We start from the raw sequence: 15,614 nt of genomic DNA, 5'->3' as shown, positions 1-15,614 counted from the left end.
TGATGCGCATTCTATAGAATTAAGAAGCTCCGTCAACCCCTTGATTCAAAAAAGTTTTATTTCTTTTCTACATCAGTCTTCAGATGCGGCCAGGCGGCGCGCAGGTATTGAACCATCGACCACAAAGTCAGGCCTGCCGACACCAGGAGCAAGGCGTAACCCAAGATAACCCAGAAGTTGAAGTCCTTCGGATGAGCTAACAGAATCACCAACGCGAGCATTTGCGCTGCGGTTTTCCATTTGCCGAGATTCGATACAGCCACGTGGGCGCGCGCACCGAGTTCGGCCATCCATTCACGCAGTGCCGAAACGACGATCTCGCGACCGATAATTACCGCCGCTGGCAGCGTGAGCCAGAGGTTGCCGTGCTCTTGAACCAGCAGCACCAGCGCAACGGCGACCATGAGTTTGTCAGCGACCGGATCAAGAAACGCTCCGAACGGAGTGCTTTGCTCCAGGCGCCGCGCCAGATAACCATCCAGCCAGTCCGTTGCTGCCGCAAAGGCAAACACCGAGGCGGAGGCCATGTAGCTCCACTGATATGGCAGATAGAACAGCAGAATGAAGATCGGGATGAGCAGGACGCGTAGAACGGTAATCAAATTAGGGATATTCATCGGCACAACTGGCTACGAGGTGAAGGGGCATTCTACTCGCTATGCAGGTTCGCATAAATCGACTCTGCGAGCTTTTTACTGATCCCCGGGGCTTTCGCTATCTCTTCGATGCTTGCACGAGTCAGCTCCTGCAATCCACCAAAATGTTTCAACAAGTCGCGACGTCGGGTCGGCCCTACTCCAGCAACGCCTTCCAGCGTTGACGTACGGCGGGTTTTGCCACGACGTGCCCGGTGTCCCGTAATTGCAAAACGGTGCGCTTCGTCGCGTATCTGCTGAATCAGGTGCAGCGCCGGCGAGTCACCGCGCAAGGTGAACTCGTGCGCCGCATCATTCAGATACAACGTTTCGAAACCCGCCTTGCGCGTTGCACCCTTCGCGACACCGAGCAGGATCAAATCCGGTACGGCCAATTCATTAAGCACGTCGCGAGCCATCGATAGCTGACCCTTGCCACCGTCTACCAGCAGAATGTCCGGCAACTTACCCTCGCCGTCCTTGAGTTTGCTGAAACGGCGCGTCAGGGCCTGGTGCATGGCGGCGTAATCGTCGCCCGCCGTGACACCTTCGATGTTGTAGCGACGGTAATCCGATTTGATCGCGCCTTCCGGACCAAAGACCACGCAGGAAGCGACCGTCGCCTCACCACTGGAGTGACTGATGTCATAACACTCAAGCCGTTGCGGTGGCTCATCCAGGTTCAGCACTTCAGCCAAGGCCTCAAACCGCGCCGCTGTGTGCTGACGATTGGCCAGACGCGCACCCAAAGCCTGCTCGGCGTTGGTAACAGCCAATTGCTGCCAACGCGCGCGCGTGCCACGTACCCGATGACTGATGGCCAGTTCGCGACCACGCAATTCATGGATCGCCTCGATCACCGTCGGAAAGTCTTCGTGCATCACGTTGACGATCAGCTCGCTGGGCAGGTCGCGCTCCGGGCTGCTGATGAAGTAATGACCTAGAAACGCCGCCATGACTTCAGAAACGTCTTCATCAATCCCGACCTGCGGGAAGAAGTTCTTGCTACCCAGCACGCGCCCGCCACGGACGCTGATCAAATGCACGCAGGCGCCGCCCGGGTTGACGAAGGCCGCGATGACATCGATATCGCCCGTGCCCCCCTCCATGCTTTGTTGATCCTGCACACGGCGCAGCAGAGCGATCTGATCACGCAGCTCGGCGGCGCGCTCGAATTCGAGGTTGATCGCCGCCTCTTCCATCGCACTGGACAGCTCGTTGGTCAGCGCATGACTGCGCCCTTCGAGGAACATCACCGAATGACGCACGTCGTCAGCATAAACATCAGGCTCGACCAGCCCGACGCAAGGCGCCTTGCAACGCTTGATCTGATATTGCAGGCACGGGCGGGTACGGTTCTTGTAGTAACTGTCTTCACACTGGCGAACGAAGAACGTCTTCTGCAGCAGGCTCAGACTTTCACGGATGGCGCCAGCGCTTGGATAAGGTCCGAAATATTTGCCCTTGGCCTTTTTTGCCCCACGATGAATGCTCAGACGCGGGAACTGGCCATCGGACAAAAATACATACGGATACGATTTGTCGTCGCGCAACAGAATGTTGTACGGCGGCCGCCATTCCTTGATCAGCGTCTGCTCTAATAGCAGCGCCTCGGTTTCATTGGCGGTGATGGTCGTTTCGACCTGAGCAATGCGTCCGACCAGTGCAGCCGTCTTCGGCGCCAGGCCGGTTTTGCGAAAGTAGCTGGCCAGTCGCTTCTTGAGGTTCTTGGCCTTGCCGACATACAACAGGCGCGCATCGCTGTCGAACATGCGGTACACGCCGGGGCGCCCGCTGACGGTCGACAGAAAGGCACTGGAATCGAATGTTTCAGTCATGTCAGAGGCTGGCATCAACCATGCCGTGACGAACCGCCAAAAGTGTCAACTCGACGTCGCTGCTGATCGAAAGCTTCTCGAAAATACGGTAGCGATAGGTGTTCACGGTTTTCGGTGAAAGACACAACTTGTCGGAAATGATCTGTACCTTCTGGCAGCCGACAATCATCAATGCGATCTGGATTTCGCGCTCGGACAAGGCATCGAAGGGTGAGTCATTGGACGGCTGAAAGGACTTGATCGCCAATTGCTGGGCAATCTGCGGGCTGATATAGCGCTGCCCGGCAAATACCAGGCGAATGGCCTGGACCATTTCCGGCAACCCGGCGCCCTTGGTCAGATAACCCGCTGCGCCAGCCTGCAGCAACCGTGTAGGAAAAGGATCCTCTTCACACACTGTAACCGCGACCACCTTGATGTCTGGATGACTGCGCAGCAGCTTGCGCGTGGCCTCCAGTCCGCCGATGCCGGGCATCTTGACGTCCATCAGGACCACATCGGGTTTCAACTCTCGGGCCTTGATCAGGGATTCTTCCCCGGACTCGGCCTGGCCAACCACCTGCAAGCCATCAATATCGGCCAGCATCCGTGTAATGCCCGTACGAACCAGATCATGGTCATCGACCACTAGCACCCTAATCAAGCAGACACCTCGCGATATGGTCTTATTGGGATGCCGGACACCTTAGCAAAAAGTGCCCGACAGACCTAGCGGCAAGCTTCATTTAAAAAGTTTCAAACGATCATTCAAGGCTTGCCGGCCGTGGGTTTCAGAGCACAGGTGTACTGATATCGAGCTGCATTCGCAGGAAACACTCATCCTCACCTTGCACGTGTAGTCCTTTTCGCTCATACAATTTCTTTGCCGGATTATTTTCGAATACCGTCAGACGTAACGCCGGACGCCTTTCCTGTCGGGCCATGCCTATAACCTGATCGATCACCCAGGATCCTGCGCCCTGCCCCCGAAAGGCTTCAGCCATTTGCAATTCACGAATATACAGCGCCCGCACATCCCGACTCAGACTGAAAAAACCCGCCGGTACGTCATCAAGCACTATCAGCCAGTTTTCACGCCCCGACCATGCCACGTCGAACGCCTCGTCCTGCCACAACAGCTCATGATGAATGTAGTAATGCAGCATGTTCTGACAGGTGAGAGCGCGGGCAAACACCAAGTCTTCAGGTGTCGCGCGACACATACGAAATCTCATCTTGCCTCCATCACGGACTTGCCCGCTCCTGCCATCTGCGGGTAACAGCGGAGTGTGTCACAACACATGCCGGACTCAAGCAATAGGTGTTTCATTGGCGGCTCGATAGCATTTTCTGATTGCTGAGGCGTATAGGCCTCTAGTAAGCTCGGCGCATTCATCGGAGACAGACCATGTTCAACGCCCTCTCACAGCTTCATACCGCCAGCGCCCTGCGCTCGGTTGCGGCTGCCCGGGCGAATGACGTTTGCGCTCCAGTCAGCTTTTATTTTGGGTATTGGTTTAGCCACTGGCGCGCCTGATACCCACATGGCGCCCAAGTAAACGGGTCGCCTACCAGAGATTTCTCAACCCCCGGTCGGCCTCCCGACCGGGGGTTTTGTTTTTTCAGGCCACAAACTTTTCAGCCACACACCAGACACTTTGAGGATTCATCAAATGAACTACGCCACTTATTACCGTTACGACAGCTTTAGCGCCTGGCGATTTACCAGCCTCCGCTCGGGACAGCCTGCCGCCTCCGATCGGTCACCTACAGGTGGCAAACCCGAACACGTAGCCAATACGGCCAATTGTCGAACACCCCAGTAGGGCCGAGCGAGCGGGAAGCACCCGCCGCCTGCCCAGGAAGACCGAATATGAACTCGTCCGTTTCTGCACTGCCATTGTCCACCCACACTTGCGCCAACGAAGCCCTGACCCTGCGTCTGCCGAGCTCGTTGCAACTCAAGCAGCAATTGCCATTGAGCCATGCCTTGAGCCGCCAGGTCGCCGCCCACCGCCAAGCGGTTCGCGCGATCCTCAACGGCGAAGACCAGCGCCTGCTGATCATTGTCGGCCCTTGCTCAATCCACGACCCTCAGTCCGCCCTTGAATACGCCGGCAAACTCGCCCGGCTGGCTGAACAAGTCAGCGACGAAGTGCTGCTGGTCATGCGCGCCTACGTCGAAAAACCGCGCACCACTGTCGGCTGGAAAGGCCTGGCCTACGACCCGCATCTGGATGGCAGTGATGACATGGCCGGTGGCCTGGCACTGTCCCGCGAGCTGATGCTGGAAATGATCCGACTGGGTTTGCCGGTGGCGACCGAACTGCTGCAACCGATGGCCGCCGGTTACTTCGACGATCTGCTGAGCTGGGTTGCGATCGGCGCACGCACCACTGAATCGCAAATCCATCGCGAAATGGCCAGCGGCTTGAGCATGCCGGTGGGCTTCAAGAACGGCACCGACGGTGGTGCGACCGTTGCCGTTGACGCCATGCGTTCGGCAGCCCACCCTCATCGGCATTTCGGCGTCGACAGCCAGGGACACCCGGCCATCATTCAGACATCCGGCAACCCTGACACCCATCTAGTGTTGCGAGGCGGCCATCAAGGGCCGAATCATGATCGCGAGAGCGTGGCACGGATTCACGCCGAACTGATCCGCCTGAAGATCCCCAGCCGGATCATGGTCGACTGCAGTCACGCCAACAGTGGCAAGGATCCATTGCGCCAGCCAGGCGTGTTCAACGAAGTGCTTGAACAGCGCTTGCAGGGCGATCGTTCGTTGATTGGCATGATGCTGGAGTCGCATCTGTTCGAAGGTTGTCAGCCACTGAGTGCACCGCTGCAATACGGTGTTTCGATCACTGATGGCTGCCTGGGTTTCAGCGCAACCGAGCAACTGCTGCTCGATGCGGCTCAACGCCTTGGCGCGCAAACCAGAGGCTGATAGCAAGACCTGCCCTCCGGTTGGTTAAAAACCGGAGGGAGAATCGTGTCGCAGCTACGCCTCGACCCGCACCAGTGTTACCGCAGAGGCCTGACTGACATCGTCCAGACGCTCGACCGTGTAGGCGACAGAGACGGTCGACCCATGATGCTCACGCCAGAAGCGCTGTGGAACGATGAAAATCAGCGGCTTGCCTGCGGTTTCCCGGGTGATTTCACGGTCATCCCGATGATTGAAATATGCACCGTCGCACTTGAGGTAAACCAACTCACCCTCTTGCGTTTGGGCATTGCCGATCACCACAGTGACGCCATCGATCGAATCCTCCGTCAGTAGCACACCATCCTCAGCTTCCAGTACATCAGGCGCATCCAGCTCGCCTAGCAGCAACGGCGTGATCAGTATTCGCGCTGGCTCGGATTCGCGCACCACTCCACCCTCCTGCTCGATTCGGTAGCGTACCGAAACCTCGGCACCAAGATGTGCCGCGATGAATTCAGGCTCGACCCAAAATGACAGGACATCGGAGACTGCGAAGGTTTCGACTTTCAATCGATCGCTGAACAACAGGGGTGATGCGTCGCCAGAGCACATTAGCGAAACCTGATCGCCTGCAGCCATGCGGGCGTATGGCTGCAGCGTGATGAGTACGCCTTCAGCGACACGCGCCGGATCCAGCGTCGCGCCACTTGCACCTTCGACGTGCGGCGCCAGCAACTGCGCCCGCGTATCCCCCACAGACAATTGCAGAGGTGCAGACACTGCGGGCTCGGGCAATGTTGCGCTGACGAGTGTCCAGCGGACCTCCAGTGAGCCGCCATCCAAAGCCGCGACGTGTATGCCCTTGATAACAAAAATGACGTCTTTGCCAACCTGAGCTTCGCTGACGAAGCGCACCATTTCATGCTGATAAGCATAGCCCTCGATATCCAGCCCGTCCCAGCTCAACAGCAGTTGATCACCGCTGGCCATGCCTGGATACGCGGCGATACGGACGACGACCTTGCTTTGCGAGGGGTCCAGGACAGTGCCCTGCAACGCATCGAGCGTTGCAGCTGGCAACAATTCACCTGTCTTGCTGGCGCTGGCTGTGTGGCGCATCCGGTAGCAAAACTCGATCTCATGCGTGTTCATTCGCAATTCCATTCCTTGGGCAAAACGCTGTCTTCATTGACGGCGTCGACAGCCAACATTGAACGCGTTTGCGAGCGGTCTCGCTATCAGCCCAATTCGCCGCATCCATGGCGCAAAAGCAATGGGGCCGGTAGGCAACTTACGCAAGATCGAGCAGGTTCCTGCGGGAGACGGCCAGAACTTCCGATTTGGATTTCGACTGTTTCCGAAACTTCTCACGACCACTAGTCCAGATTCAACGGCCAATTGAAGCCTCTTCGTACCTCTTCAACGAGTTGTGTGTTTTAGAGTGGCCCACAGATTCCCCAATGAACTTCTGCGAAAAAAGGTAAGAACATGCAACGGAATGCTGTAACTCGTTATCCCATCCTTCTGGTACACGGCCTGTTCGGATTCGAGCGTATTGGCCATTTCGAGCTGTTTCACGACGTCAAGGTGGCGCTGAAAAACGCTCAAAACCGAGTGTTTGTTCCTCACCTCTCCGCCACCCACAATAACGAAATGAGGGGCGAGCAATTGCTGGCGCAGATTGATCGCGTCCTGCGAGGCACAGGTGTCAGCAAAGTCAACCTCATCGGCCACAGCCAGGGCGCACTGACTGCTCGATACGCGGCGGCGCTTGCTCCGCACGCCGTTGCTTCGGTGACTTCAGTCAGTGGTCCAAACCACGGCTCCGAACTGGCCGACTTCCTGCGCAAGGCTCTGGTTCCGGGTCAGTTGCCGGAAGTGGTCGCGCAAAACGTTGCAACGCTGTTTGCCGACTTCCTTTCACTGCTCAGCGGTAGTGTCAACCTGCCGCAGAACGCGTTGGCGGCGCTCAATGCACTGACCACCGTGGGGGTTGGCGCCTTCAACGACAAATACCCACAGGGGTTGCCCAGCACTTGGGGCGGCGATGGCCCCGGGCAAGTCAATGGCGTGCACTATTACTCCTGGAGCGGAGTGCTACCGGCAAACGGCCTGCCCACTCTCGATCCGATTCAAGGCGTTTACCGGGCGCTATCGCAATATTTCATAACGGAGGGGCAACAGAATGACGGTTTCGTAGGACGCTTCAGCTCCCACCTGGGGCAAGTGATCCGGTCTGACTATCCGCTGAATCACCTGAGCACACTGCGCCGCCCTGCCGATGGCTGCCCCGGCCAACTCGACCCGATTGGTCTTTACGTTGAGCATGCCGCGCGCCTGAAAGCAGCGAATCTGTGATCAGATAGTCGACAATCGCACGGAACTTTGCCGAGAATTCGGCCACTGATTCCGGTAGGCTCCACACTTTACTGAAATAGATTGGAGAGTTTCCCCATGGCTAAAGCCACTGCCCGCCACATCCTTGTTGCCAGCGAAGAAAAGTGCAACGAACTCAAGACCCAGATCGAAGGCGGCGCTGATTTCGCCGAAGTCGCCAAAGCCAATTCCACCTGCCCGTCCAGCCGTCAGGGCGGTGATCTGGGTTCGTTCGGTCCTGGCCAGATGGTCAAGGAATTCGACACCGTGGTCTTCAGCGCGCCGATCAACGTCGTGCAAGGCCCGGTGAAGACCCAGTTCGGTTATCACCTGCTGGAAGTCACCAGCCGTCAGGACTGATCCTTCGTCTGATTGCTATACAACGGCCCGCCTTTTGGTGGGCCGTTGTGTTTCAGTTACACATACGGCTGGCGACTGACGCGCCTCTCGCGTACAACTTGCGCCTATCGATTACCCGGTTCCAAGGCTGACAATGCGACTGGTTTTCCCTACATTGATGCTCACCGCCCTCGCCCTGCTGTCGGGCGCCGCTGGTGTGAACGCTGCACCGCAACATGCGTTGACCGTGTATGGCGAACCCGCCAGATACCCCGCAGACTTCAGTCACTTCGACTACACCAACCCGCTGGCCCCCAAGGGCGGAACGATGCGCCGCTCGGCGCTCGAAATCGGCCACTTCGACCACATCCTTCCTTATATAGACAAAGGCATAGGCGTCAGCCAGATCGACGGCATGCTGTACTCACCGCTGGCACAGCGTTCGATGGACGAGCCGTACACCGTCTACGGTCTGGTCGCGCAAAAAATGGAGCGCTCGGTCGACGGCCTGTCGCTACGGTTCTTTATCAACCCCAAGGCCCGCTTTGCCGACGGTAAGCCGATCACCGCCGAAGACGTGCGTTACACCTTCGATTTGTTGATGACCCAAGGCAGCTTGCGCTATCGCACACAGTTCGCCGACGTCAAAGGCCTCGAAGTGGAAGCACCGCTGACCGTGCGCTTCGATTTCAAAAGCAATGAAAACCGTACCTTGCCACTGGATATCGCGACCCTGCCGGTGTTTCCCGAGCACTGGTGGAAGCGTCGCGATTTTGCCGGCGGCGGTGGTTATGAACCGCCACTGGGCAGCGGACCTTATCGGGTTGGCAAGGTTGACTCGGGACGGAGTATCACGTTCGAGCGCAATGCCGATTGGTGGGGCAAGGATCTGCCGGTCAGCCGCGGTTTGTATAACTTTGATCATTTCAGCATCGAATACTTCGGCGACACCGACGTCGCACGCCAGGTGCTGCGCGGTGGCGCCTATGACTACAACCGCGAGTTTTCCGCCACCGGCTACTCGATCGGTTATGACAGCCCCGCCCTGAGCGACGGGCGGCTGCAAAAAGCCCATCTGGCCACCGAGGCGCCGCAATCTGCCCAGGGATTTGTGTTCAACCTGCAAAAACCGACTTTCCAGGATCGACGCGTGCGTCAGGCATTGGCGATGCTGTGGGATTTCGAGTGGAGCAACCGGCAGATGATGCGCAATCTGTACATCCGCCAGCAAAGCTACTTTTCCAATTCAGATCTGGCGGCGCGGGAGTTGCCCGATGCACAAGAGCTGAAAATCCTTGAACCGTTGCGTGGACAGGTTCCCGACGAGGTCTTCACGAAAGTCTTCGAAGCGCCGAAAACCGATGGCAGCGGCGTGATCCGCGACAAGCAATTGCAAGCCCTCGCATTGCTTGAGCAGGCCGGCTGGAAACCTGACGGCGATCAACTGGTGAATGCCGAAGGCGAGCCGCTGAGTTTTACATTTCTGGTCAGCCAGAACGGCATCGATCGCCTGTTACTGCCCTACAAGCGCACGCTGAAACAGATCGGCATCGACCTCAACATCCGCCGCATCGACGCCTCGCAGTACGTCAACCGCTTGATGAACCGCGACTACGACATGATCGTCACCGGCTACCCTGTCACTACGTCGCCGGGTGGCGAACTGCTCAACTATTTCGGCTCTGCATCTGCCAACGACCCTGGCGCCAATAACTACATGGTGTTGAAAAACCCTGCAGTGGACACCTTGATCAACGGCCTGATCCGCGCCACGACCAAACCCGACATGCTGCACTACGCCCATGCGCTGGATCGGGTGCTGCAATGGAATTACTACTGGATTCCCAACTACTATCCGCCGGGCAGTTCGACGGTCTGGTGGAACCGTTTCGGCATTCCGTCGGTTCAGGCCAGCAATGACGAAGCCATCGAGAGCTGGTGGGAAATCAGCCGCACGCCGCTGACCAATCAACAGATGACCGCCGAGAAAATCACCCGTGGCAGACCCGGAGGGCCGCGCTGATGTGGGGCTACATACTGCGGCGTTTGCTGCTGATCATTCCGACGCTGGTGATCATTCTGCTGGTCAATTTCGTCATCATTCAAGCTGCGCCCGGTGGCCCGGTCGAGCAGGCGATCGCGCACTTGCAGGGCATTGGCGGGACGAATGTCGGCGGCGGTTCGGGCGAGACCATGAGCGGTACATCACGCGCCAGCCGCGGTCTCGACCCGCAACTGATCAAGGACATCGAAAAACAGTACGGTTTCGACAAACCGGCCCATGAACGCCTGTGGCTGATGTTGAAGAACTACGCGCAACTGGACTTCGGCAAGAGCTTCTTTCGTGGCGCGACGGTCACCGATCTGATTCTGGAAAAAATGCCGGTGACCATCTCGCTCGGGCTGTGGGCGACGCTGATCACTTATCTGGTGTCGATCCCGCTGGGGATCCGCAAAGCCGTGCATCACGGCAGCCATTTCGATATCTGGAGCAGCACGGCGATCATCATTGGCTATGCGATGCCGGCGTTCCTGTTTGCGATGTTCCTGATCGTGGTGTTTGCCGGCGGCACGTCGCTGAACTGGTTCCCGGTGCGAGGTCTGGTCTCGGACAACTTCGAATCGTTGTCGACCCTTGGCAAGATCGCCGACTACTTCTGGCATCTGGTGTTGCCGGTCACCGCGCTGGTGATCGGTGGTTTCGCGACATTGACGATTCTGACCAAGAACTCGTTCCTCAACGAAATCACCCGCCAGTACGTGGTCACGGCTCGGGCCAAAGGCTTGAGCGAGCGCCGTGTGCTGTATGGCCACGTGTTCCGCAACGCGATGTTGCTGGTGGTGTCGGGCATTCCTCAAGCCTTTATCAGTGTGTTCTTCGCCGGTTCCCTGCTGATCGAAGTGATCTTCTCTCTCGACGGTCTCGGCCGCATGAGTTACGAAGCGGCCGTTTCCCGGGACTATCCGGTGGTGTTCGGCTCGCTGTTCATCTTCACCCTGTTCGGTTTGCTGATAAAACTGATCGGCGACCTGTGCTACACCCTCGTCGATCCGCGCATCGACTTCGCCGCGAGGAACGCCTGATGTTAAAGCTCTCGCCTCTGGGTCGCCGCCGCTTCGAACGTTTCAAGAAAAACCGCCGGGGCTGGTGGTCGTTGTGGTTGTTTATCGGTCTGTTCGTGGTGACGTTGGGCGGCGAACTGATCGCCAACGACAAGCCGCTGATGGTCAGCTATCAGGGCGAGTGGTATTTCCCGGTATTCAAACGCCACACCGAACAGGAGTTCGGCGGGCAACTGCCCTTCCAGGCCGATTACCGCAGCGACTACGTGCAGAACCTGATCCGCAAGGACGGTGGCTGGCTGCTGTTTCCGCCGATTCCGTTCAGTGACGACACACCCAATTACGACCTCAACAAACCGGCACCCAGCCCACCCACGGCGGTCAACTGGCTCGGCACCGACGACCAGTCGCGGGATGTGTTGGCGCGGGTGATCTTCGGCGCAAGGGTGTCGATTCTGTTTGCACTGATGCTGACGTTTGTCAGCGCCGTGATCGGCATCGCAGCCGGCGCCTTGCAAGGCTATTACGGCGGCTGGGTCGATCTGCTTGGGCAACGTTTGCTGGAGGTGTGGTCCGGGTTGCCGGTGTTGTACCTGCTGATCATCCTCTCCGGTTTCGTCGAACCGAATTTCTGGTGGCTGCTGGGGATCATGGCGCTGTTTTCATGGCTGGCATTGGTGGACGTGGTGCGTGCCGAGTTCCTGCGCGGACGCAATCTGGAATACGTCAAAGCCGCGCGCGCCTTGGGTTTGACTGACCGCAAAGTGATTGTCCGGCACATCCTGCCCAACGCCATGAATGCGACGTTGAGCTATCTGCCGTTCATTCTGACCGGAGCGATTTCCACCCTCACCGCGCTGGACTTCCTTGGGTTCGGTATGCCTGCTGGCAGTGCCTCGCTGGGCGAATTGATCGGCCAGGGCAAGCAGAACTTGCAGGCACCGTGGCTCGGACTGACGGCGTTTTTCACGCTGGCGCTGATCCTTTCTTTATTAGTGTTCATCGGCGAAGCGTTACGTGACGCGTTCGACCCTCGATCCTGAAGCGTGACCATGACTGACAACCTGATTGAAATCCGTAATCTGAACGTCGCCTTCCATGGTCAGACCGTGGTGCGCGACTTGTGCCTGGATATCCGCCCCGGAGAATGCCTGGCACTGGTCGGTGAGTCCGGCTCGGGCAAGTCGGTAACGGCGCATTCGATCCTGCAATTGCTCCCCGAAAGCGACGCGCATACCAGCGGCAGCATTCGCTATCGCGGGCAGGAACTGGTCGGCGCCGATCCCAAGGTCCTGCGTGAACTGCGCGGCAATCGCATCGCGATGATCTTTCAGGAGCCGATGACCTCGCTCAACCCGCTGCACACCATCGAAAAGCAGATCGGCGAGACGCTGTTGCTGCACCGCGGCCTCGGCGGCAAAGAGGCGCAAAAACGCATCCTCGAGCTGCTAGGACTGGTGGGCATCCAGAAACCCAAAGAGCGGCTCAAGGCCTATCCGCATCAGTTATCTGGCGGCCAACGTCAACGGGTGATGATTGCCATGGCGCTGGCCTGCGAACCGGAGTTGCTGATCGCCGATGAGCCAACCACCGCGCTCGATGTCACCGTGCAGCGCAAGATCCTGCTGCTGCTCAAATCCCTGCAACAGCGGTTGGGCATGTCGCTGCTGTTGATCAGCCACGACCTCAATCTGGTGCGCAGCATTGCCCAGCGTGTCTGTGTGATGAAGGCCGGCGAGATTGTCGAGCAGGCGCCCTGCGAAACACTCTTCACCGAGCCGAAGCATCCTTACAGCTGCGTGCTGCTCAACGCCGAGCCTGATGGCGAAGCGTTGCCCCGTGATGAACGCGAGAACGTCCTGGTGGTCGAGGATCTACGGGTCGAATTCCTCGTCGGTGGCGGGCTTTTTCAGCGCAAACAATACCTGCGCGCTGTGGACGGCATCAGCCTGAACATTCAGCGCGGCAAGACCTTGGGCATTGTCGGTGAGTCCGGCTCAGGCAAGTCGACGCTCGGTCAGGCGATCCTGCGTTTGCTCGACTCCGAAGGCAGTATTCGCTTCCAGGGTGAAGCGCTCGACAGTCTCAACCAGAAGCAACTGCGACCATGGCGTCGGCAGATGCAGGTGGTGTTTCAGGATCCGTTCGGCAGCCTCAGCCCGCGGATGTCGGTGGCGCAGATCATCAGCGAAGGTCTGGAAGTGCATTGCGAGTCCACCGCCGACGAATGCGACGCACAAGTGATCCGTGTGCTCAAGGAAGTCGGCCTCGACCCGGACAGCCGTCATCGCTACCCCCACGAGTTTTCCGGTGGTCAGCGCCAACGCATCGCCATTGCCCGGGCGCTGGTACTGAAACCGGCGCTGATTTTGCTCGATGAACCGACCTCGGCACTGGATCGCACGGTGCAGAAACAAGTGGTCGCCCTGCTCCGTGATCTGCAGGAAAAACATGGCCTGACTTATCTGTTCATCAGCCATGACCTGGCGGTGGTACGCGCTCTGGCCCACGACATGATTGTGATCAAGGACGGCAAAGTGGTCGAGCGTGGCGCGAGTCATGAGGTGTTTGATTCGCCGCAGCATCCGTATACCAAAGAGCTGTTGGCGGCGGCGCATCCGGGGTAGGCATAATTGGCGCCCGGCTTGAAATCCAGTCGCGGCTATCGCTGGCAAGCCAGCTCCCACAGGGTTTTCGGTCGTTCACAAATGTTGTGTACACCAATGAAACTGTGGGAGCTGGCTTGCCAGCGATGAGGCCAGCACTGGCAACACACATTCAGGATCAGCCTTCATGAACAGCACGGAAAGCCTCAAGGACTACCAACGGGTTCGCACCCTGGCGATCCGCTCGCTGTTCGAGATCATCGAGCAATCGAGTGAAGGCACGGTGATTGTCGATCGCGACGCCAACATCGTCTGGATGAACGAACGCTACGCCCGACGTTTCGGCCTCGAATCTGCTGCAGGTGCGATTGGCAAACCCTGTGAAAGCGTGATCCCCGGCAGTCTGCTGCGTGAAGTGGTGCGCAGCGGACGGCCGATTCTGCTGGACATGCAGGACACACCGAAAGAGCCGTTGGTGGTGATGCGCCTGCCGATTCACGACGATGCCGGCACGGTGATCGGCGCCATCGGCTTCGCCCTGTTTGATGAGTTGCGCACGCTGTCGCCGATGCTCAAGCGCTACCTGAGCATGCAGGAAGAACTGGCCTCGACCCGCTCATTGCTGCGCGCGCGGCAGACCAAGTACAACTTTGCGCACTTCATCGGCACCAGTGCCGCCAGCCTCGAAGTCAAACGTCGCGCTCGCCGTAGCGCCAGTGCCGACTCGCCGGTTTTGTTGCTCGGCGAAACGGGCACCGGCAAGGAGCTGTTGGCCCAGGCGATCCACAGTGCTTCGCCACGGGCACACAAGGCTTTTGTCAGCATCAACAGTGCGGCGATCCCCGAGGCGCTGCTCGAAGCGGAATTTTTCGGTACGGCACCGGGCGCCTTCACCGGCGCTGACCGCAAGGGTCGCACCGGCAAACTGCAGATTGCTCAGGGTGGCACGTTGTTCCTCGATGAAATTGGCGACATGCCGTTGCCGCTGCAAAGCAAATTGCTGCGCGTGCTGCAAGAGAAAGAGTTCGAGCCGGTGGGCTCCAATGACGTGATCCAGAGCGACGTGCGGGTGATCGCCGCGACATCGACGGACTTGCAAGCGGCGATCAAACGCGGTGAGTTCCGCGCTGACTTGTATTACCGACTCAACGTATTGCCCATCAATGTGCCGCCGTTACGGGACAGGCTCGACGACCTGCCAGCGCTCAGCGAAGCCATCCTCGAAGAGCTGCGCAGCCAGCACGAACTGCACCGCGAAGCCTTGGCGTTGCTCGGGCAGCATGCCTGGCCGGGCAACATTCGCGAGCTGCGCAACGTACTGGAACGGGCGGCGCTGCTCAGTGATGATTTGATGCTTTCAGAGAGCGACATTCGTGCGGCAATCGGCACGTTTACACCGGTGGAGCGAACCGGCACCCCGGTTGTTGAACCGTTGGCCGAGGAAACTTTCGCCCAGGCTCGAGAGAGGTTTGACCGACAGTTGATCCAGTCTGCGCTTGTGCAATGTGGGGGCAAGGTGCCGGAAGCAGCGGCTCGGCTGGGGCTTGGGCGGTCGACGTTGTACAAGAAGATGGTGGCGTTGGGGATTGCCGAGTCTCAATAGCGAGATAAATATCTCCGATGTGAGACGGTTGAATCAAGATCAAAAGATCGCAGCCTTCGGCAGCTCCTACAAGTGTAATTCGCGTCGTCCCTGTAGGAGCTGCCGAAGGCTGCGATCTTTTGATCTCATAAACGTCTCTCTATAGAGACAATGAGCGTGAATTCCTGCAACAAAATCAACCATTCCCCTTACATTTCAATACGTTACGAACTTGGCACGCATCTCGCTATTACTCCTTCCTAC

At 58.2% G+C, this 15,614-nt stretch carries 13 protein-coding genes; 8 read left to right on the top strand and 5 right to left on the bottom strand.

Features of this window, described 5'->3' with window-relative positions; genetic code table 11:
• Positions 1-56: 56 nt before the first annotated feature.
• The 4 genes from pgsA to ICA16_RS03270 all read right to left on the bottom strand — a co-directional run bounded on the left by pgsA (position 57) and on the right by ICA16_RS03270 (position 3,687).
• The gene (gene pgsA / locus ICA16_RS03285) at positions 57-617 is read right to left on the bottom strand and encodes a CDP-diacylglycerol--glycerol-3-phosphate 3-phosphatidyltransferase (RefSeq protein ID WP_150592577.1); all 561 of its coding nucleotides are present in this window, start codon (positions 615-617) and stop codon (positions 57-59) included.
• Between the two features lie 32 nt (positions 618-649).
• Positions 650-2,473, bottom strand: a complete 1,824-nt coding sequence (gene uvrC, locus ICA16_RS03280; RefSeq protein WP_042562105.1) for an excinuclease ABC subunit UvrC — start codon at positions 2,471-2,473, stop codon at positions 650-652.
• Position 2,474: 1 nt separating this feature from the next.
• Complete coding sequence (gene gacA, locus ICA16_RS03275) at positions 2,475-3,116, bottom strand: response regulator transcription factor GacA (protein WP_016984198.1); 642 nt, start codon at positions 3,114-3,116, stop codon at positions 2,475-2,477.
• A 127-nt stretch (positions 3,117-3,243) separates the two neighbouring features.
• Positions 3,244-3,687 (bottom strand): GNAT family N-acetyltransferase, encoded by a 444-nt coding sequence (locus tag ICA16_RS03270; protein WP_210552850.1) that lies wholly within the window; start codon positions 3,685-3,687, stop codon positions 3,244-3,246.
• 638 nt (positions 3,688-4,325) lie between these two features.
• Here ICA16_RS03270 and ICA16_RS03265 point away from each other — a divergent pair.
• The gene (locus ICA16_RS03265; RefSeq protein WP_210552851.1) at positions 4,326-5,402 is read left to right on the top strand and encodes a 3-deoxy-7-phosphoheptulonate synthase; all 1,077 of its coding nucleotides are present in this window, start codon (positions 4,326-4,328) and stop codon (positions 5,400-5,402) included.
• A 54-nt stretch (positions 5,403-5,456) separates the two neighbouring features.
• On the opposite strand, the gene ICA16_RS03260 is transcribed toward ICA16_RS03265, so the two are convergent.
• Positions 5,457-6,548: a hypothetical protein gene (locus tag ICA16_RS03260; RefSeq protein ID WP_228734120.1), complete on the bottom strand. Its 1,092-nt coding sequence runs from the start codon at positions 6,546-6,548 to the stop codon at positions 5,457-5,459.
• 324 nt (positions 6,549-6,872) lie between these two features.
• Between ICA16_RS03260 and ICA16_RS03255 the strand changes: the two genes are divergently transcribed.
• The 7 genes from ICA16_RS03255 (at position 6,873) to ICA16_RS03225 (ending at position 15,371) form a co-directional block, all read left to right on the top strand.
• Positions 6,873-7,742 (top strand): esterase/lipase family protein, encoded by an 870-nt coding sequence (locus ICA16_RS03255; RefSeq protein ID WP_150615471.1) that lies wholly within the window; start codon positions 6,873-6,875, stop codon positions 7,740-7,742.
• Positions 7,743-7,838: 96 nt separating this feature from the next.
• Entirely contained in the window at positions 7,839-8,120 is a 282-nt protein-coding gene (locus tag ICA16_RS03250) for a peptidylprolyl isomerase (RefSeq protein WP_150615470.1), read from the top strand.
• Between the two features lie 133 nt (positions 8,121-8,253).
• Positions 8,254-10,122 (top strand): extracellular solute-binding protein, encoded by a 1,869-nt coding sequence (locus tag ICA16_RS03245; protein WP_210699917.1) that lies wholly within the window; start codon positions 8,254-8,256, stop codon positions 10,120-10,122.
• Entirely contained in the window at positions 10,122-11,183 is a 1,062-nt protein-coding gene (locus tag ICA16_RS03240) for a microcin C ABC transporter permease YejB (RefSeq protein ID WP_150602444.1), read from the top strand. The genes ICA16_RS03245 and ICA16_RS03240 overlap by 1 nt, the downstream gene beginning before the upstream one ends.
• Complete coding sequence (locus ICA16_RS03235; RefSeq protein ID WP_150615468.1) at positions 11,183-12,205, top strand: ABC transporter permease; 1,023 nt, start codon at positions 11,183-11,185, stop codon at positions 12,203-12,205. Before ICA16_RS03240 ends, ICA16_RS03235 begins: the two co-directional genes overlap by 1 nt.
• Positions 12,206-12,214: 9 nt before the next feature.
• Positions 12,215-13,789: an ABC transporter ATP-binding protein gene (locus ICA16_RS03230; RefSeq protein WP_210699916.1), complete on the top strand. Its 1,575-nt coding sequence runs from the start codon at positions 12,215-12,217 to the stop codon at positions 13,787-13,789.
• A gap of 166 nt (positions 13,790-13,955) precedes the next feature.
• Positions 13,956-15,371 (top strand): sigma-54 interaction domain-containing protein, encoded by a 1,416-nt coding sequence (locus ICA16_RS03225; RefSeq protein WP_210552855.1) that lies wholly within the window; start codon positions 13,956-13,958, stop codon positions 15,369-15,371.
• The last annotated feature ends 243 nt before the right edge of the window (positions 15,372-15,614 follow it).

Source organism: Pseudomonas anatoliensis (assembly GCF_017976235.1).
Lineage (GTDB): Bacteria > Pseudomonadota > Gammaproteobacteria > Pseudomonadales > Pseudomonadaceae > Aquipseudomonas > Aquipseudomonas anatoliensis.
Note: the sequence above shows the minus strand (reverse complement) of the source record. Positions and strands in the feature narration are given on the sequence as shown.